The sequence below is a fragment of the Clostridium lamae genome (assembly GCF_033043255.1).
GTDB lineage: Bacteria > Bacillota > Clostridia > Clostridiales > Clostridiaceae > Clostridium > Clostridium lamae.
Genome location: NZ_JASCQJ010000025.1, coordinates 1 through 18,498, shown reverse-complemented (window position 1 = coordinate 18,498; position 18,498 = coordinate 1). Strand labels below are relative to the sequence as shown.

15 protein-coding genes and 1 pseudogene are annotated in these 18,498 nt (G+C 29.9%); 2 read left to right on the top strand and 14 right to left on the bottom strand.

Annotated elements, in window-relative coordinates:
- Positions 1–442 precede the first annotated feature (442 nt).
- The 9 genes from QK892_RS12185 to QK892_RS12145 form a co-directional block, all read right to left on the bottom strand.
- The gene (locus tag QK892_RS12185) at positions 443–1,624 is read right to left on the bottom strand and encodes an acetyl-CoA C-acetyltransferase (RefSeq protein WP_317273815.1); all 1,182 of its coding nucleotides are present in this window, start codon (positions 1,622–1,624) and stop codon (positions 443–445) included.
- 118 nt (positions 1,625–1,742) lie between these two features.
- The gene (gene wecB / locus QK892_RS12180; protein ID WP_317273814.1) at positions 1,743–2,894 is read right to left on the bottom strand and encodes a non-hydrolyzing UDP-N-acetylglucosamine 2-epimerase; all 1,152 of its coding nucleotides are present in this window, start codon (positions 2,892–2,894) and stop codon (positions 1,743–1,745) included.
- Positions 2,895–3,027: 133 nt separating this feature from the next.
- Entirely contained in the window at positions 3,028–3,657 is a 630-nt protein-coding gene (gene upp / locus QK892_RS12175; protein WP_317273813.1) for a uracil phosphoribosyltransferase, read from the bottom strand.
- Between the two features lie 26 nt (positions 3,658–3,683).
- Positions 3,684–4,136: a ribose 5-phosphate isomerase B gene (rpiB, locus tag QK892_RS12170; RefSeq protein ID WP_317273812.1), complete on the bottom strand. Its 453-nt coding sequence runs from the start codon at positions 4,134–4,136 to the stop codon at positions 3,684–3,686.
- A gap of 165 nt (positions 4,137–4,301) precedes the next feature.
- Positions 4,302–5,351 (bottom strand): L-threonylcarbamoyladenylate synthase, encoded by a 1,050-nt coding sequence (locus tag QK892_RS12165; RefSeq protein ID WP_317273811.1) that lies wholly within the window; start codon positions 5,349–5,351, stop codon positions 4,302–4,304.
- 28 nt (positions 5,352–5,379) lie between these two features.
- Positions 5,380–5,967 carry a hypothetical protein gene (locus tag QK892_RS12160; protein WP_317273810.1) on the bottom strand — a complete coding sequence of 196 codons (588 nt, stop codon included), beginning with the start codon at positions 5,965–5,967 and terminating at the stop codon, positions 5,380–5,382.
- A gap of 50 nt (positions 5,968–6,017) precedes the next feature.
- Positions 6,018–7,103, bottom strand: a complete 1,086-nt coding sequence (gene prfA, locus QK892_RS12155; protein ID WP_317273809.1) for a peptide chain release factor 1 — start codon at positions 7,101–7,103, stop codon at positions 6,018–6,020.
- A 63-nt stretch (positions 7,104–7,166) separates the two neighbouring features.
- Positions 7,167–8,930, bottom strand: a complete 1,764-nt coding sequence (prmC, locus tag QK892_RS12150) for a peptide chain release factor N(5)-glutamine methyltransferase (RefSeq protein ID WP_317273808.1) — start codon at positions 8,928–8,930, stop codon at positions 7,167–7,169.
- A gap of 17 nt (positions 8,931–8,947) precedes the next feature.
- Complete coding sequence (locus QK892_RS12145) at positions 8,948–9,535, bottom strand: thymidine kinase (RefSeq protein ID WP_317273807.1); 588 nt, start codon at positions 9,533–9,535, stop codon at positions 8,948–8,950.
- A 149-nt stretch (positions 9,536–9,684) separates the two neighbouring features.
- Between QK892_RS12145 and rpmE the strand changes: the two genes are divergently transcribed.
- Entirely contained in the window at positions 9,685–9,891 is a 207-nt protein-coding gene (gene rpmE / locus QK892_RS12140) for a 50S ribosomal protein L31 (protein WP_008676589.1), read from the top strand.
- Between the two features lie 236 nt (positions 9,892–10,127).
- Complete coding sequence (locus tag QK892_RS12135; protein ID WP_317273806.1) at positions 10,128–11,231, top strand: MGDG synthase family glycosyltransferase; 1,104 nt, start codon at positions 10,128–10,130, stop codon at positions 11,229–11,231.
- Between the two features lie 32 nt (positions 11,232–11,263).
- Here QK892_RS12135 and rho read toward each other — a convergent pair whose 3' ends face one another.
- The 5 genes and pseudogenes from rho to QK892_RS12110 all read right to left on the bottom strand — a co-directional run.
- Positions 11,264–12,664, bottom strand: coding sequence for a transcription termination factor Rho (gene rho, locus QK892_RS12130; protein ID WP_317273805.1), 1,401 nt, complete (start codon positions 12,662–12,664; stop codon positions 11,264–11,266).
- A gap of 292 nt (positions 12,665–12,956) precedes the next feature.
- A complete protein-coding gene (locus QK892_RS12125) occupies positions 12,957–16,448 on the bottom strand; it encodes a 5'-nucleotidase C-terminal domain-containing protein (RefSeq protein ID WP_317273804.1) in 3,492 nt (1,163 codons plus the stop codon).
- Between the two features lie 235 nt (positions 16,449–16,683).
- On the bottom strand, positions 16,684–17,331 hold the full coding sequence (gene fsa / locus QK892_RS12120; protein WP_317273803.1) for a fructose-6-phosphate aldolase: 648 nt from the start codon (positions 17,329–17,331) through the stop codon (positions 16,684–16,686).
- Positions 17,332–17,371: 40 nt separating this feature from the next.
- Entirely contained in the window at positions 17,372–18,319 is a 948-nt protein-coding gene (locus QK892_RS12115) for an ABC transporter permease (RefSeq protein WP_317273802.1), read from the bottom strand.
- A pseudogene (locus QK892_RS12110) lies at positions 18,319–18,498 on the bottom strand (ABC transporter permease); the annotation flags it as partial. The pseudogene QK892_RS12110 and the gene QK892_RS12115, both read right to left, overlap by 1 nt.

The window sequence follows — 18,498 nt, the reverse complement described above, 5'->3', positions numbered from 1 at the left end:
TACTCTGAAAAAATTAATGAAAATCTCAAATAAGTTTATTTAACAGATTATTTCTTAATTTAATATGATTACAACGATTTACAGCTGATTTGCTTAAGTAAATTCTTTTTTTTTCCTATTTTCTTTAAATATAGCTTATTTTCCAAGTTCCACTTCATTTTTCAGAAAATTTATCTTCTAAAAAATTTATCCTTGTACCCCTTGATAACAATTTCACTTATTTTTTTATAACTTTTAGTTAGTTTTCTTTGGATTTATTGATAGATTAGCTCCATCTTATATTATTAAAATTTCATTTATTTTTAGAAAAATGAATAAACTCTCTTATGTATATTCACTTTTTATTTTCATTTCTTTTATATGTATTTATTATTATCTCAAACCTTATTTATAATTCATAAAAATTAAAAGCCCCCGAATACTCGAGGGCTAATAGTAAGTCCTATCTTCTTTCAACTATAAGAGCTGTACCCATTCCTCCACCTATACATAGAGTTGCTAATCCTTTTTTAGCATCTCTCTTTTGCATTTCATGAAGTAATGTAACTAATATTCTTGCACCTGATGCTCCAACTGGATGTCCTAATGCAATTGCACCACCATTTACATTGACCTTACTCATATCGAAATTCAAATCTTTAGCAACTGCTAAACTTTGTGCTGCAAAAGCTTCATTTGATTCGATTAAATCTAAGTCTTCTACTTTTAAATTAGCTACTTCTAAAGCTTTCTTTGTCGCATGGAATGGACCATATCCCATGATTGCAGGATCTAATCCTTTTTGTCCATAAGATACAATTTTAGCTAAAGGAGTAATTCCCAACTCTTCTGCTTTTTCTGCACTCATAATTACAAAAGCTGCTGCTCCATCATTTATTCCTGATGCATTACCAGCTGTTACAGTACCATCTTTTATAAATGCAGGTCTTAGTTTAGCTAAACTTTCAATAGTTGCTCCAAATCTTGGGTATTCATCTGTATCAAATACCTTTGGTTCACCTTTTCTTTGAGGTATAACAACTGGAACTATTTCTTCTTTAAATTTTCCAGACTTAATTGCTTCTTCAGCCTTTAATTGAGAATTTAAAGCAAATTGGTCTTGTTCTTCTCTTGTTAAATTCCATTCTTTAGCTATGTTTTCCGCAGTAATACCCATATGATAGTTATTAAAAGCATCCATTAATGCGTCATTAAGCATTGAGTCTACCATTTTTCCATCGCCCATTCTTTGGCCCCATCTAGCTGTTTTTAATAAATATGGTGCTTGAGACATATTTTCTGTTCCACCTGCAACGATAATATCCGCATCACCAGCTTTAATCATTTGAGCTGCTAATGAAACAGTTCTAAGACCTGATCCACATACCATATTAATAGTCATTGCAGGAACTTCATTAGGTAATCCTGCTTTAATAGTTGCTTGTCTAGCTATATTTTGTCCAAGTCCAGCTTGTATTACATTACCAATTAAAACTTCTTCAACTAATTCACCTTTTATTCCTGCTCTGTTTATAGCTTCTTTTATAACCAAAGCACCTAGATCGACTGCCGGAACATCCTTTAAAGCCCCACCAAATGTACCAATAGGAGTTCTTACTGCACTCGCAATTACAACTTCTCTCATATTCCCATCTCCTTTTAATTCAATATTTTGAATCGTTAAACAATTAACACAATTCAATTATACCACTTTATTCCTTTATTTCAACCCAATTATCTCAATTTTTGAAATTGCAAGAAAATTATCTGATGAATTCTTCTATTTTATTACTACTTATTCCAAAATAATTTTCTATAATATCAACAATTCTTTTTGATGCAAGCCCATCTCCATAAGGATTTGTAGCTTTACTCATTTTTAAATATTCTTCCGCTTCTCTTATTAATATATTTGCTTCATTAACTATATTATTAACATCTGTTCCTACTAATTTTACAGTTCCATATTCTACTGCTTCTGGTCTTTCTGTTACATCTCTTAATACTAAAACTGGTTTTCCTAAATGAGGTGCTTCTTCTTGTAATCCACCTGAATCAGTCATTACCATAAAGCACTTGTTCATTAAATTATGAGTTTCATTAGTGTCCATAGGAGGAAGTAAATGTATTCTCTCTTTGTTACCCAATTTTTTTGTTACTACATCTTTTACTACTGGATTTAAATGAACTAAATATACTAATTCAACATCATCATTTTCTTCAACTATTTTATTTAAAGCATCACAAATATTTTCTATTCCTTGACCCCAATTTTCTCTTCTATGTGCAGTTATCATAATTACTTTTTTATTTTCAAAATCTATAGTATTTAATAATTCATTTTCAAATTTATAATTATTCTTAACTGTATGAAGCATTGCATCTATCACAGTATTTCCTGTTATGAATACATCACCTTCATTAACGCCTTCCCTTAAAAGGTTTGATTTAGAGCCCTTTGTCGGAGCAAAGTGTAAATCAGCTAAAGAACCTGTAAGTTTTCTATTCATCTCTTCAGGAAAAGGAAAATACTTATCAAATGTTCTAAGACCAGCTTCTACATGACCAACTTTTATTTGTTGATAAAAAGCTGCAAGAGCGCCTGAAAATGTAGTAGTAGTATCACCATGAACTAATATCATATCAGGTTTTTCTTTAATAAAAATCTCTTCTAGTCCTTCTAAAACTTTATTGGTTATTCCAGTTAGAGTTTGTTTACTCTTCATTATATTTAAATCAAAATCTGGAGAAATATCAAATAATTCTAATACTTGATCTAACATTTCTCTATGTTGAGCTGTAACACAAACCTTAGATTCAATACCTTCTCTACTTTCTAACTCTTTTACTAAAGGAGCCATTTTTATTGCTTCTGGCCTTGTTCCAAATATCGTTATTACCTTTTTCTTTTCCATTCTAGGTTCCTCCTAATATATTTACATATTTATAATCTTATATTTATTATCTTATTTATATAATCCCATTATACACATTACATAGTAAATAAACAAATTAAGAGGCGTTTTTACACGCCTCTTTAACCCTATATTATTTAGTTCCAAATAATCTATCTCCAGCATCGCCAAGTCCTGGAACTATATATCCATGCTCATTTAATTTTTCATCTATTCCAGCCACATAAATGTCTACATCTGGATGTGCATTTTGTACAAATTCAATTCCTTCTGGAGAGCTAATTAAGCACATAAGTCTTAAATTCTTAGCTCCTCTCTTCTTTAACATGGTTATTGCATCTGCAGCTGAACCTCCTGTTGCAAGCATAGGGTCTACTACAATTACATCTCTTTCTGCTATATCTTGAGGCAATTTACAGAAATATTCTACTGGTTGAAGTGTCTCTTCATCTCTATATAGTCCAATGTGCCCAACTTTAGCTGCTGGTATAAGTTTTAGCATACCATCTACCATTCCTAATCCTGCTCTTAATATTGGAACTATAGCCATCTTCTTACCAGAAAGCATCTTGCATTTAGTTTTACATATCGGAGTCTCTATTTCCACTTCTTCAGTACTTAAATCTCTAGTTACTTCATATGCCATTAACATAGAAACTTCTTCTACTAACTCCCTAAAGTCTTTTGAACCTGTTTCCTTACTTCTAATAAAAGCTAATTTGTGTAATATTAATGGGTGATCAATTTGAGTTACTTTACTCATTCCAATTCCTCCTATAGCAATTTAATTTATTTATTATATTTTTTTTCTATTTCTGAAATTTTATCTACTCTATTCTGATGCCTTCCACCTTCAAATTCAGTATTTAAAAATGTTTTAACTATATCTAATGCTAATCCAGGTCCTACTACTCTTTGACCTAATGTTAATATATTGGCATCATTATGTTCTCTTGTTGCATGTGCACTAAACGTATCTGAACATAGTGCTGCTCTAATTCCTGGAACTTTATTAGCTGCAATTCCTATTCCTATTCCTGTACCACAAATTAAGATTCCAAAATCATATTCTTTTTGAGCTATCGCTTCTGCTACTGGTAGTGCATAATCCGGATAATCACATGAACCTGTTGAATTAGTTCCAAAATCTTTTACTTCATATCCTTCTTTTAATAAGAATTCTTTGATTTCAGCCTTAAGTTCAACGCCTCCATGATCAGAGCCAATTGCTATCTTCTTCACTGATACTCCTCCCAACTATAATATTATAAAAAATGCGCTATATAATGTTGCTTATTAAGTCACTTTGCTTCAAATCATAGCGATCTTATTATAGCACACTCAAAAACTAAATGAAGTATTATATAAATTCATAAAAAAAGGAAAGGTTTCCCCCTCCCTCCCTGATTATACTTCTAATATATCAAATCCTGCTGCTTTGTTTAATCTATTCATTATGGCAAGCCCCACACCTTTTTCTTCAAATGCTTGACATAAAATAAAATCTACTTTCATATCATCACATTCTCTAAGAGCTTCAAATAAATTTCTTGCTATATCATTTAAATTCTTTTCACTTCCTAAAGCAATAATTTCTCCTAAAGGAAATCTACTAGACAATTCTTCTGTAGACAAAATTGCAACTTTTTTTTGATTTTCTATATAATTTTGTACTATTTCATTGATTTTTTCAATAGTTTTTTCTTTATTTCCTTTTATTATTTGTAACTTTGCTTTTGGAGCATAATGTCTATACTTCATTCCAGGTGCCTTAGGCTTTAAATTAGCATCTGGTTTCCCTTGTATAGCTTTATCTATAGTAATATCACTACAAATTTCCTTAAGCATTTCTAAGGTTATTCCACCTGGTCTTAATACTACTGGTGGCATTACTGTACAATCAACTATAGTTGATTCTACCCCAACATCACTTTTTTCACCACCAATAATGTAATCTACTCTTCCTTCTAAATCTTCTATACACCTTTCTACATCTGTGGGACTTGGTCTTCCAGATATATTAGCCGATGGAGCTGCTATAGGGAATCCAGAAAGTTCTATTAATTTTAAAGCAATTTCATTATCTGGCATCCTTATTCCAACAGATTTTAAATTAGCACTAGTTCTATTAGGTATTATATCTTTCTTATTTAAAATTATTGTTAAGGGTCCTGGCCAAAATTTATCTATTAGCTCCTTCGCTATTTCAGGTACTTCTTCAACTAAATTATCTATATTTTTAGAAGCAACATGAACTATTAATGGATTATCTTGCGGTCTACCTTTCGCCTTAAATATTTTATCTACAGCCTCTTCGTTTAAAGCATTTGCTCCAAGTCCATATACAGTTTCTGTTGGAAAAGCTACAATACCACCATTATATATTATACATGCTGCTTCCCTTAAGTATTCAATATCATTATCAATATCTTTAATAATACTTATCTTTGTTTCCAAAAAGACTCCTTCTTTCTTATTTCATTTATTATAACTCTATTTGTTCCCTCGCTATTTTTATATTTTCTATAGCAGAGGCCGTATAGGAAGCTCTTACGCAATTTTTATATATAACATCCAATAAAATATATTTTTTTAAAGCTCCCCTTCTTATTATCTGAAAAAAATAATTCTCTTCAGGATTCATTTTTTTAGCTTTTATGTACTCTTCTAAAGCTTCTGGATACTTCTTTAAAAAGCTCATAGAAATTGGTTTTAAATATTTATTTCTGAATCTTACTGTACTTATAAGTATTATGTCCATTTCTTCTTTATCCTTATCAGTATGCACTACAACAACCTTATCACATAGTATAACTGACTCTTTGGTAAATATTCCACTTCTTAATTTAAGTTTATTGTTATTACAAGAAAATTTCAAAGTATGATAGTTAAATTTATTTATACATGCTATAACTATTAAAAACTCTATTGTTCCTAAATAAGCCCACAAAAATATTGATTTTATTTGTGATAGAAAAGCTATTATAGGAAGAATAAAAAAAAGTGCTACCATAAATATAAAGAAATGTTTATTTTGCTTTCTTTCCTTCTTCAAGGCTTTAAGTATCTTCATTGCCCCACCTACTTTAAAAGCCTCACATTAAAAATGCAAGGCTTTTTTTATTAAATAGCGTCTGTGTTTCCCATTTGCTTCATTTTTTCAGCTTGATCAGCTGTGATTAATGCATTTATTACTTCATCAATATCTCCATTTAAATATGATTCTAACTTATAAAGTGTTAAACCTATTCTATGATCTGTTACTCTTCCTTGTGGATAGTTATATGTTCTAATTCTTTCACTTCTATCCCCTGAACCAACTTGGCTCTTTCTATCTTCAGCTATTCCAGCGCTTCTTTCAGCTTCAGCTGCTTCATATAGTCTAGCTCTTAACATCCTCATAGCTTTTTCTTTATTTTTCAATTGTGATTTCTCATCTTGACAAGCAACAACAACACCACTAGGAATATGTGTAATTCTTACTGCTGAATCTGTTGTATTAACACTCTGTCCTCCATTACCTGAAGATCTATAAACATCTACTCTTAAATCTTTTTCATTGATTTCTATTTCAACATCATCAACTTCTGGTAATACTGCCACAGTTGCAGTAGATGTATGAATTCTACCACTTGATTCTGTATCAGGAACTCTTTGTACTCTATGAACTCCACTTTCATACTTAAGCTTTGAGTATGCGCCACTACCTTTAATCATAAATACTACTTCTTTAAAGCCACCAATATCAGTTTCATTGGCACTCATAAGTTCAACTGACCATCTTTGAGTTTCAGCATATCTTGTATACATTCTAAAAAGGTTTGCTGCAAATAAAGCTGCTTCGTCTCCACCTGCTCCTCCTCTTATTTCTACAAATACGTTCTTCTCATCATTAGGATCCTTAGGTAATAGTAAAATTTGAATATGTTTTTCTAACTCTGCTTTCCTTTCTGTTAGCATAGAAATTTCTTCAGAAAGCATTTCTCTCATTTCCTTATCACTTTCATCTGCTAACATTTCCTTATTAGCTTCTAAATCATCTATAACTGTTCTATATTCTCTATAAGCTGTAACAATAATCTCTAAATCAGCATGCTCCTTACATAGCTTTCTCCATTCGTTTTGATTAGCCATAATTGAAGGATCTGATATCTTTACTGATAATTCATCATATTTATTTTCTATGAACGCTAATTTATCTAATAACATAAATATCACTCCGTTATTTATTTTTTTACATCTCCCTATTATATCACAAGAGATATATCTTTATCAATATTTAAAGTATCCCAGTAAAACTCTATCTAATCCCGCTAAATCTTTTACCAATTTTACATTTGTGAATCCTGCTTCTTCCATTAGTATTCTTACATCAAGACCTTGATCATGGCCAATTTCAAAAGCCAAAACTCCGTTTTCATTAAGTACTAACTTACTTTGCTCAACTATCTCCTTATAAAATACTAAACCATTATCTCCACCATCTAATGCTGTATGAGGTTCATAAAGTTTAACATCATCCATAAGCTTTTCAATTTCACAAGACTTTATATATGGGGGATTTGACACAATTACATCATATTTCCTTCCTGCTTTGATTGGCTCTTCTAATAAATTACTCTTAATAAATTTAACTCTATTTTCCAAAGCATGCTTAACTATATTACTTTTAGTAACTTTTTCTGGAACTTCGAAATAATCTATTTCATCTACTTCTATATTTTTTCTATACATTGCTAAAGATATTCCTATTGCTCCACTCCCTGAGCAAAGATCACAAACTTTTAGTTTATCGTCTTCCCTAATAATAGATAATAATTCTTCTACAAGTATTTCAGTATCACCTCTAGGAATTAAAACACCTTCTTCTACATCAAAATCAAAGCCCATAAACTCTGTTTCACCTAATATATACTTTATAGGCATTTTTTCACTTCTTTTTTTAATTAAAGAAATATACTCTTGTTTATCCTTCTCTGAAACCTCTTTATCTCTATTTGTAATAAGATATATCTTGTCTTTTCCTAATACCATTCCTAACAATAATTGAGCATCTAAAATATACGTATCTATACTTCTATCTTTCAACTCTTTAGATCCCATATCTAAAAGTTCACCTATAGTTTTTTGATTTGGTTTTATTCCTTCTGCTCTCATAAGAGCTGCTATAGCTACCTCTAATTGATCATCATCAGGTTCTTTAGTAGTAAGTTCTTGAAGCTTTAGACCTGGATAAGCTATTACTTTGGATAAAACATTATCACTTTTACCAAGCCATCTTATTAACTCATATGTTATCCCTGAAACTATTGGTATAAATATTATTCTTAGTGCAAGTCTTTCAAAAAAACTTCCCCAACCAGTGAAACTAAAAATTATTATACTTACAAACATAATAAGAAATAAAAAATTAGTTCCACACCTTGGATGAAATCTAGTAAATTTTCTAACATTTTCTACAGTTAGTTCTTCTCCAGCTTCATAGCAAAATATTGATTTATGTTCAGCTCCATGATATTGAAAAACTCTATAAATATCTTCCATTTTACTTATTGAATACATATATATAAGTAAAATTGTAATTCTAATAAGCGCTTCTATTAAATTTAATAGTACTGGATTTAACTTCATTATGCTAAATAATGATGCAATCCCTGTAGGTAAAGCAACGAATAATCCGATAGCTAAGGCAAAAGATAATACCATAGTACCTCCTACTATTAAATCATTACTTTTTTCTCCAAATTTATTTTTTAACCAAAGTTCAAACTTTGATTCTTCTTCTTCATCATCCTCAAAAAAGGAAGCTGAATAATTTAAAGTATTTATTCCTGTAACTAAAGAATCAATAAGAACGAATATTCCTCTTATGAAAGGAATATTTAAAATTTTATATTTCTTAGTTATTGGAACTATCTTTTTCATATCTATTTCTATTTTACCATTAGGCTTTCTAATTGCAGTAGCTTGACCTTTGCTTCCTCTCATCATAACGCCTTCAATTACAGCTTGGCCCCCTACTTCACACTTTCTCATACTACCACACTCTCTTATTATAAATTATTTTTATATTTAAAATAACAGTGTCCACATAAAGATTCATATTCTACATTATTAACATTATCAATAGCTACTTGCTCTCCTTCAAAGACAAATCTGTTATCTATTTTTCTACCATTTAAGACTGCTTTCCTTCCACATTTACATATAGTTTTCATCTCTTCTATGCTATGTGCTAATAATAGTAATCTTATACTACCTTCAAAGCCTTGCATCCTAAAGTCTGTTCTAAGTCCATAACAAATAACTGGTATCTCTAGTCCTACAGCTATTTCAAATAAATCATCTATTTGATTTGACTTTAGAAATTGAACTTCATCCACTAAAATACAATCTATATTCCCATTATTTTCTTTATAACATTTTACTTTTTCTAATATACTATCTTCTTCATAAATAGCAAAATCTACTTTTCTTTCTACACCAAGCCTTGAAACTAATTTATCTCCACCCTTAGTATCTGTAAATGGCTTAATTAATATAACCTTCATGCCTCTTTCTTCATAATTGTATGCTACCTGCATAAGGTGCGTTGACTTTCCTGAATTCATGGCTCCATATCTAAAATATAATTTACTCATATTTATGTCTCCTTTACATTAGATATATAGATTATAGCATTTTTGTTTATAAGTAATCAAAGATATTTTTATTATGTAGAATATTGACCATAATATTAACCTGTGATATACTCTAGTAGTTATTTAAGTATTCGAAAGAGGTGAAAAATATGAGAGAAGGCATACATCCAAAATACAATCACGAAGCTGTAGTTAAGTGTGCATGTGGAAATACTTTTACAACTGGTTCTGTTAAAGACGAACTAAAAGTAGAAATATGCTCTAAATGCCACCCATTCTTCACTGGTAAACAAAAAATTATTGATGTTGGCGGAAGAGTTGACAAATTCAATAAGAGATTTAATCTTAACAAATAGAAATTATGGGAAAGATAATATCTTTCCCATTTTCTTTTTATCAAAATAATAATCATTATTTTTTAATAATTTAAATAAAAGGATATAATATGTAAAGAATATATATATATATTTATATAATAAGCATATTATATTTTTTTATTTTTTGACTTTTACTAGTAAATTTATATTATAATATGTATATTGGTATAATTTAAATTTTTTTATTATGTTATTTAGAAAAGCGAGTGTTATATATGAAGAAAATTTTAATACTAACAACTTCTACTGGTGAAGGCCATAATCAAGCTGCAAAATCTATTACAACTACCTTTGAAGAATCTGGATATGAAGTAATAACTCATGATTTTTTAAAAAATAATAGTAAATTTTTAACTAAATTATTTATTACCGGATACGAAGTGTCGGCTGCTTTCTTTCCTAAAACTTATGGTATTGCTTATAATATAACCGATAAAGAAATTACTAATAAGCTTTTATCATTTGTATTCTCAATGACTAAAAGAAAAATTAAAAGATTAGTTGACACAGCAAAACCAGATATAATTTTAGTCACTCACCCTTTTGCAGTAAGCATTATAGGTGCTCTAAAAAGGAAAGGATTAGACATTCCTACAATTGTAATAGTTACTGATTTTAAAGCACATTCTACTTATATAGATACCAATATAGATGCTTATATTACTGCAAGTGAGAATACTAAGACTGATCTTTCAATTAGGGGAATTGATTCTAGCAAAATATTTTCTTATGGTATTCCTGTCAAAGATGAGTTTTCCCATAATGAATTAGATATTAAATCTACTAAAGATGATGATTATTTTAATATTTTATTAATGAGCGGAAGCATGGGATTAAAGAATATATCTTACGTATTAAAGGAATTATTAAATAACTCAAATAAACTGAGAATCACTGTAGTCTGTGGTAAAAATGAAAGTCTTAAAGATAGTTTATTAAAAGAATATAATAATTCTATTAAAAATAAAAAACTTCATATATTAGGTTTCTCTAAGGATATCGATTATCTAATGGAATATTCAGATTTAATAATAAGCAAACCTGGTGGGTTAACTGTTACTGAGGCTATAAATAAACACTTACCTTTATTAATACCATTTGCTATTCCAGGTCAAGAAACTCAAAATGTAGAGTTCTTAACTTCTAATGGATATGCTCTCTATATAGATAATTTATTAGAAATAAATCTGATTATAGATAATTTGATTTCTAATCCTAAAGAGTTAGAAAAAATGCGATTAAATTTATCTAAATTATCATCATTATATTCTAAAAAAAATATTGTGAAGTTAGCCGATAAATTAGTACTTAAAAAGTAAAAAAACTATGGGAAAAAAATCCCATAGTTTTTTTATCTTTTTTCTATTTCGCTTTTGCTAAATATATTGATAAACTCTTTATTATTCTTAGTTTTTGAAAGCATATTTATTAATTTTTCTGTAACATTTTCTACATTTCCATCTCTATACATAACTCTTCTTATTGAATAAGCCACTTCTTTTTCTTCATTAGTTAAAATAAGATCTTCTTTTCTTGTACCTGATTTATATATATCTATAGCAGGGAAAATTCTTCTTTCTTGTAGCTTTCTATCTAAATGAACTTCCATGTTACCTGTTCCCTTAAACTCTTCAAATATCATATCATCCATTCTTGAACCAGTATCTACTAATGCTGTTGCTAAAATAGTTAAACTTCCGCCTTCCTCAACATTTCTAGCAGCACCAAAGAACTTTTTAGGCATAATTAATGCACCTGGATCTAACCCTCCAGATAAAGTTCTACCAGTTGGTGTTATAGTTAAATTATATGCCCTAGAAAGTCTAGTTAAGCTATCTAATAAAATCACTACATCTTTACCTTGCTCAACCATTCTCTTCGCTCTCTCTAGAACCATCTGTGATACTTTAGCATGGTTTTGAGGTTCTTCATCAAATGTTGAATATATTACATCACCATTTATTGATCTCTTCATGTCTGTTACTTCTTCAGGTCTTTCATCAATTAGTAATACTATTAATTTAACTTCTGGATAATTTTTAGATATGTTTTGTGCTACTTTTTTTAATAATGTAGTCTTTCCAGCCTTAGGTGGTGCTACTATTATACCTCTTTGACCTTTACCTATCGGACAAATTATGTCCATTAATCTTGATGATAAGTCATTTTCATTACTTGTTTCTAAATGAAGTCTATCTTCTGGATATATTGGAGTTAATGATTCAAAGGATTTTCTACCTACTGCTCTTTCTGGATTCTCTCCATTTACTTTTTCAACGTATAGTAATGCTTTGAATTTCTCTCCTTCTTTTGATTCCCTAACTTTTCCTTGAACCTCATCGCCGGTCCTCAGATTAAATCTTCTTATTTGTGATGGAGATACATAAATATCATTTTCTCCTGTTTGATAATTATTACATCTTAAAAATCCAAAACTGTTATTTTCTAAAATCTCTAATACACCTTTTGCTGTATCCGATTCATTTATCATAACCTTTAATCTTTCTCTTTTTTCTTCCCTAACTTCTTCTTTGTTTTCTTTAATAATACTTGAATCCTCTTCAACTTTTATCTTAGGTGTTATCTTTTCTTGTAATATAACGCCGTCCTTTTCTATGCTTTTTGGAGACTTATCTAATATTTCATCAATAATCTCACTTTTCTTTAATTTACTGATATTCTTTATGTTAAGTTCTTTTGCTATTTCCTTTAATTCTATTAAAGTCTTTTTCTCGTAATTTTCCCTATTCAAAATTACACCTCCATATTTTATTCTTAAGTTCTAATTATGGGAGTTTCATAAGATACATTAAAGATATGTATATTCGAATTTATATATGTATTTATATTATGAATTAATAATTTCAATTTATCAAGCTTATTTACTATAATAATAATATTATTTCCTAATTTCTAATTCTAATTCTTTTCTAGACAAGTGACTTAAACTTAATTATTTTATGAATTTTGATTATCTTAAATTTTATCTCTTACTTTCTACCATGAAAAGGAGCTATCTATATTATAAGATAGCCCCCCAGAAATTAACTAACCTTTTTCTCAGTTTTCTTTCTAAACATTGTATAACCAACCCCTGATATTTCAATAGCAATTATTAATAATACCATAGGGTTTCTTCCTCCAGTGTTAGGTAAATTACCTCCATTATTTGATCCTTCTTGTCCATTATTATTTTCACCTGGATTTCCTCCTGGGTTTGTATTATCTTTAGTATCATCTACTCCTGCTATTAATAGATTTGCAGTATTTGTATCTACACCATTAGCTTTCCATTCTTTAATTATTTCGTCTCTCATTACAAGCATTGTATCTTTCATATTTTTAGCATTACTGAAGTTGTAACCATCTCCACCAGTTGCCATAAAGTCATTTACTACAACTGTATAATATTTATCCATATCTAATGGAGTACCATCAGCTAATCTAATTGATGTTATTCTATTTCCAGCTTCAGCATTTTTATCATACCAAACCTTAACTCCTGAGAATTGTCCCCATCCAAAGTTTTCTGGCATAATTCCATGCTCTAATGCAGCTTTAATATCCATTCCCTTTAATTCCATTGTCACTAAAGTATTATCAAAAGGTAATATTGTATATAAATCTCCCATTGTTAATACTCCCATTGATAATGGTGCTCTAATTCCTCCACCATTAGTTATTGCAATATCTACACCTGTAACTTTTCTCATTGTCTCAGATACAACTATGCCAAGTGGTGTAAGTCCTTCATTTCTATCATGAGATAAATCCTTATCTAAATCTGCTACTCTTTCTTTTAAAATAGGTTCTAACTCAGATTCATATTTCTTTACTATATTTGCGGAAGCTTCATCTGGTACTATAGTAGAGCTTCTTTCAAATAGCATGTCTAAATTAGCATTAAGTTCAACTAATTTTCCTGTATTATCAAAATCAAAAGTTAACAATCCTAAAGCTCTTCCATTATATCCAGCCTCAATTATCTTAATTCCATTAACTTCTGCATTTGTAAATTGATGATCATGTGCAGCTATAATCGCATCAACATTTTTAACCTTATTTGCTAAATCCACAGCTTCTCCTGTAGTTTTTCCAGTCTTATCTGTTGTTGCACCTAAGTGAGATAATACAACTACTGCATTAACCTTATCTTCATTTCTTAATTTATCAGCATATTTTTGAACTGATATTGAAGGATCTTCAAAGGTTAAATCAGCTACATTTGCTGGTGTTGTCTTGTAAGCTGTTTCTGGTGTCGTAACTCCTATTAAACCAATTTTAACCCCATCTACTTCAATAATCTTATATGGATCTGCCCATGTAACAGGCTTTCCTGTATTTTTATCTATAATATTAGCAGCTAAGAAATCAAAATTACCTTGTTCTGCCCATTTAGCTATTAAATCTTTTCCCCAGTCAAATTCATGATTTCCAACTGAAGATGCAGGTATTTTTATATCTTTTAAAAATTCATTTACTGGAGCTCCCTTAGTAAGATTAGATATAGCTGTACCTTGATACAAGTCTCCTGCAGATAATGGTATAGCTTCATAATTAGAAAAACCATTTAATATAGTTTTTTCCTTTATTGCTGATGCTAACTTAGCTATTCCAACATTTTTACCACTTTCTTGTACATTTCCATGTAAATCATTAAAGCTTATTAATTCAATCCTCTTTAAATTTTTAGCAACTAAAACATCATTTATAGTTAAACTTTTTACGTTAGGAGTTCTTCCATCTTCTGATGCTGGTATTTTAATCACTCCATCATTTACTAATTTAACTGCTTCTGCTCTTAATTTTTCGTCATAATTTACTCCTGTAAGCTTCCAGTTATCATCTATATTTCTTTCTATAGTACTACCTTTAACATTTACTATATAATCTGTTATTAAGTCTCTCATATCAGAAATACTATCATTATTTGTATCATATATCTTTTCATGAGTACCTGCTTCAAATAATCCTGATAAAACTGAATCATATCTATAATTATTTACTGATAGATATACTACATCAGTGTCTTCAACAATTTTTCCATCCTTTTCAAACTTAACATTTTCAATTCTGCTTCCTGCTGCTTTAGAAATATTTATTTCATAACTTATTCCATCAAACATGTCGTATTGATATAATCGAATATTAGGATTTAGTGATACTGTTAAATCTCCATTATTAAAAGTATTATATATTGATGCTGTCCACTCCATAAAAGTCTTAAGTTGCTTTCCAGTAGTTTTTATTGTGTAAAGTTTATTATCGTATTTATAAATCTTAGATACATCTGATTTTTTTATTTCTCCAGATTTCATATTAGAATCTGCATCAAATAAAGCCGCTGCTGATACAAGATATACATCACTTGGATTTATTCCCTTATCAGTTAAATGTTTAGAACTATTATATAGCTGAACTTCATTTACAAAATCTGTTACACCTTGATCTCTAACTAATGACTCTGGAATATCTGCAATTTCATTTTTGTCTGCTAAATCATGGCCTTTAAGATTCCCTATAACTGTATTCGCATCCTCCTTAGCTCTTTCATCATATTCACTTAATTTGTTACCTAACTCAGTATCTTCTACAACTTTAGATGTACTAATGAAACTTCCTTTTTTACTAGTTATTTCATATTTACCATCTTTTTTAGTTAAGCTTATTTCAACTTTCCCTAAACTTCCAGCATTATTTGTAGGCTGAATTAAAATTGCATTACCTGCTGTCTTATTAAGATCTGCCATATGGCTATGTCCCATAATAACAATGTCTACATCTTGATTCTTCTCTGCTACTTCTTTAGCTGAATCTCCACTTCCATATTCATTTTCATAACCCATGTGAGCGGTTACAACATAGACATCTGCTCCACCTTCTGTCTTCTTTATCTCTTCAATAACTTTTGCAACTTCCTGAGCTGGATTAGTTGGTTCATATCCAACTAAGTTAGGCCCATCCCATTTGGTGATATGTGGTGTAACAACTCCTATTGTTGCAACTTTTACCCCATTCTTTAAAGTTTTCATATTATATGCTTGAAATACCCTTTTACCATCTTTATAGAGGTTAGCACATAATACGGCTATATTAGCACTCTTCGCTTGATTTGTTATTTCAAATAGTTTATCCATCCCAAAATTAAACTCATGGTTACCAAAACTATAGGAATCATATCCTATTTCACCTAAGCCTAATATCATTGGATTTACTTTATCTTTCAAGAATAAGTGATTATAGTTTCCTTGGATAGTATCTCCATTATCAACAAGAATAGTATTATCATTTTTCGCTCTTTCTTGTTCAACCAACGTGGCTATCTGAGTTAACCCTCCATCTGATTTCGTTGCTCTTGCATAATCAAACGGAGTAAACCTTCCATGCAAATCTGTTGTTGCAAGAATTTGAATTGTTTCTGTTGATAATTCTTCTCCTACAGCTTTAACTAAATTCATAGGTAAATTACCTACTATAAAAGTAAAAACTGCAACTAAAGCTAAGAACCTTTTTAGCTTTCCCATTTTAATTCTCATTTTTCCCCTCCTAATTTTATATTTATGTTATTTTAATAATAACCGAATTATTTTACTTAAATTAACATTTTATGATTATTTTACCATATGGCATTAAAAAAATAAAGTTAACTAGAATAAAAAGACACCTAAAGCATTTAAAGATATTTTTTATATCTTTGGTTAACACTTTAGATGTCTTTAATAAAAGCACTTTAAAATCAATTATTATAACCTTTAATATAGAATACTTACATTATTTTTTAGCACTATGATTCCAATCACTTAAAAATTTCTCTATGCCTATATCTGTTAAAGGATTTTTTGTCATTTGAATTAAAATATTATATGGAATTGTTGCTATATGAGCTCCTGCTAATGCTGCCTCAATACTATGAATTGGACTTCTAACACTAGCTGCTATTATTTCTGTCGCTATATTATGAATCCTAAAAACTGATGCTATTTCTTCAATAAGTTCTACTCCCTTACTGCCTATATCATCAACTCTACCTATAAAAGGACTAACATAACTTGCACCTGCTCTAGCTGCTAATAAAGCCTGAGCAGTAGAAAAAATTAATGTTACATTAGTTTTTATTCCCTTTGATGATAATATGTTTACAGCCTTCAATCCCTCTATAGTCATTGGAATTTTAATAACCACATTTGGATGGATTTTAATAAGTTCAAGAGCTTCTTCCACCATTTCATCATGGTTTAAGCTTATAACCTCAGCACTAATTGGACCATCAACAATAGATGTAATTTCCTTTATTACTTGCTTAAAATCTCTTCCTTCTTTAGCTATTAGAGATGGATTTGTAGTTACACCACAAATAACACCCATATCATTTGCAATTCTTATTTCATCTACGTTAGCTGTGTCTAGAAATATTTTCATATCTCATTCCCCCATATATAATATTTTTTATATCAATATGTTATCTCTTGCCTGTATCAAAAGGTTCTCCAGAAGCCTTAGGTGCCTGTGATGATTTAGAGAATAATACTAAAGCTATTAAAGTTACTATATAAGGGAATGTTTTTAGTATCACTCCAGGTATTTGAGCTAATGTTGGTATTACTTGTGAAACATTGGCTATAGTTGAAGCAAATCCGAAGAAGAAAGTTGCTCCTAATATTCCAAGAGGTTTCCATTGCCCAAATATTAACGCTGCTAAAGCAAGGAAGCCTAGACCTGCAACATTACCATTAAATTCTCCTGAATATGTTAATAGTATTATAGCTCCACCTAAAGCTGACATTCCTCCAGATATCATAACTCCTATATATCTCATTTTAAACACGCTAATTCCAGCTGCTTGTGCTGCTTGAGGATGTTCTCCACAAGCTCTAAGTCTTAATCCGAAACTAGTTCTATATAGTAAGAATGCACTAATTAATAGTATTAATAGTACTAACCAAGTAGTAGCATATGTTTTTGTAAAGAAAAGTGGCCCTATTACAGGTATTTCAGATAATATTGGAATATCCTTTGGAATAAATCCATTAGCTACTCTTATATTCCCACTTCCTGTGATATTTCTTGCTAAATATATTGTTAATGCTCCAGCCATCATATTAATAGCTGTACCACTTATAACTTGATCTGCATTTAAATTTATACTTGCAAAAGCATGAAGTAATGAGAATAATACTCCTATTACTACTGCTACTAATAATCCAATCCATAGAGCCCCTGGCACTCCATTTTCTTGCAATTTAGAAACTGATAAAGCCCCTGCAAATGACCCAATTATCATAAGTCCATCTAACCCTATATTTACAACCCCACTTCTTTCACAATAAAGTGCTCCTAATGCTGTAATTAATAAAGGAATTGTATAAGAAATTGCATATGGAAAAACTTGTTCAATTATACTCCACATTATTTTTCCACCACCCTTTCAGTAATATCTTTTTTATCAGATTTATCCTTTTTAGATTTTTTAAATTTCTTAATAACCTTATCCATTATCATACTAGTTGCAGCAAAGTATATTATTGTAGCCATAATAGTATCTGCAAGTTCTGGTGGTACTTTTACAGCTGCATTCATAAATCCTTT

What these genes read in the sequence shown, in the direction of transcription:
- QK892_RS12185 (WP_317273815.1), bottom strand. Translation starts at nt 1,624, where the DNA reads ATGAGAGAAGTTGTAATTGCGAGTGCAGTAAGAACTCCTATTGGTACA.
- wecB (WP_317273814.1), bottom strand. Translation starts at nt 2,894, where the DNA reads ATGGAAAAGAAAAAGGTAATAACGATATTTGGAACAAGGCCAGAAGCA.
- upp (WP_317273813.1), bottom strand. Translation starts at nt 3,657, where the DNA reads ATGAGTAAAGTAACTCAAATTGATCACCCATTAATATTACACAAATTA.
- QK892_RS12160 (WP_317273810.1), bottom strand. Translation starts at nt 5,967, where the DNA reads ATGAAGATACTTAAAGCCTTGAAGAAGGAAAGAAAGCAAAATAAACAT.
- prfA (WP_317273809.1), bottom strand. Translation starts at nt 7,103, where the DNA reads ATGTTATTAGATAAATTAGCGTTCATAGAAAATAAATATGATGAATTA.
- prmC (WP_317273808.1), bottom strand. Translation starts at nt 8,930, where the DNA reads ATGAGAAAGTGTGAAGTAGGGGGCCAAGCTGTAATTGAAGGCGTTATG.
- QK892_RS12145 (WP_317273807.1), bottom strand. Translation starts at nt 9,535, where the DNA reads ATGAGTAAATTATATTTTAGATATGGAGCCATGAATTCAGGAAAGTCA.
- rpmE (WP_008676589.1), top strand. Translation starts at nt 9,685, where the DNA reads ATGAGAGAAGGCATACATCCAAAATACAATCACGAAGCTGTAGTTAAG.
- QK892_RS12135 (WP_317273806.1), top strand. Translation starts at nt 10,128, where the DNA reads ATGAAGAAAATTTTAATACTAACAACTTCTACTGGTGAAGGCCATAAT.
- QK892_RS12125 (WP_317273804.1), bottom strand. Translation starts at nt 16,448, where the DNA reads ATGAGAATTAAAATGGGAAAGCTAAAAAGGTTCTTAGCTTTAGTTGCA.
- fsa (WP_317273803.1), bottom strand. Translation starts at nt 17,331, where the DNA reads ATGAAAATATTTCTAGACACAGCTAACGTAGATGAAATAAGAATTGCA.
- QK892_RS12115 (WP_317273802.1), bottom strand. Translation starts at nt 18,319, where the DNA reads ATGTGGAGTATAATTGAACAAGTTTTTCCATATGCAATTTCTTATACA.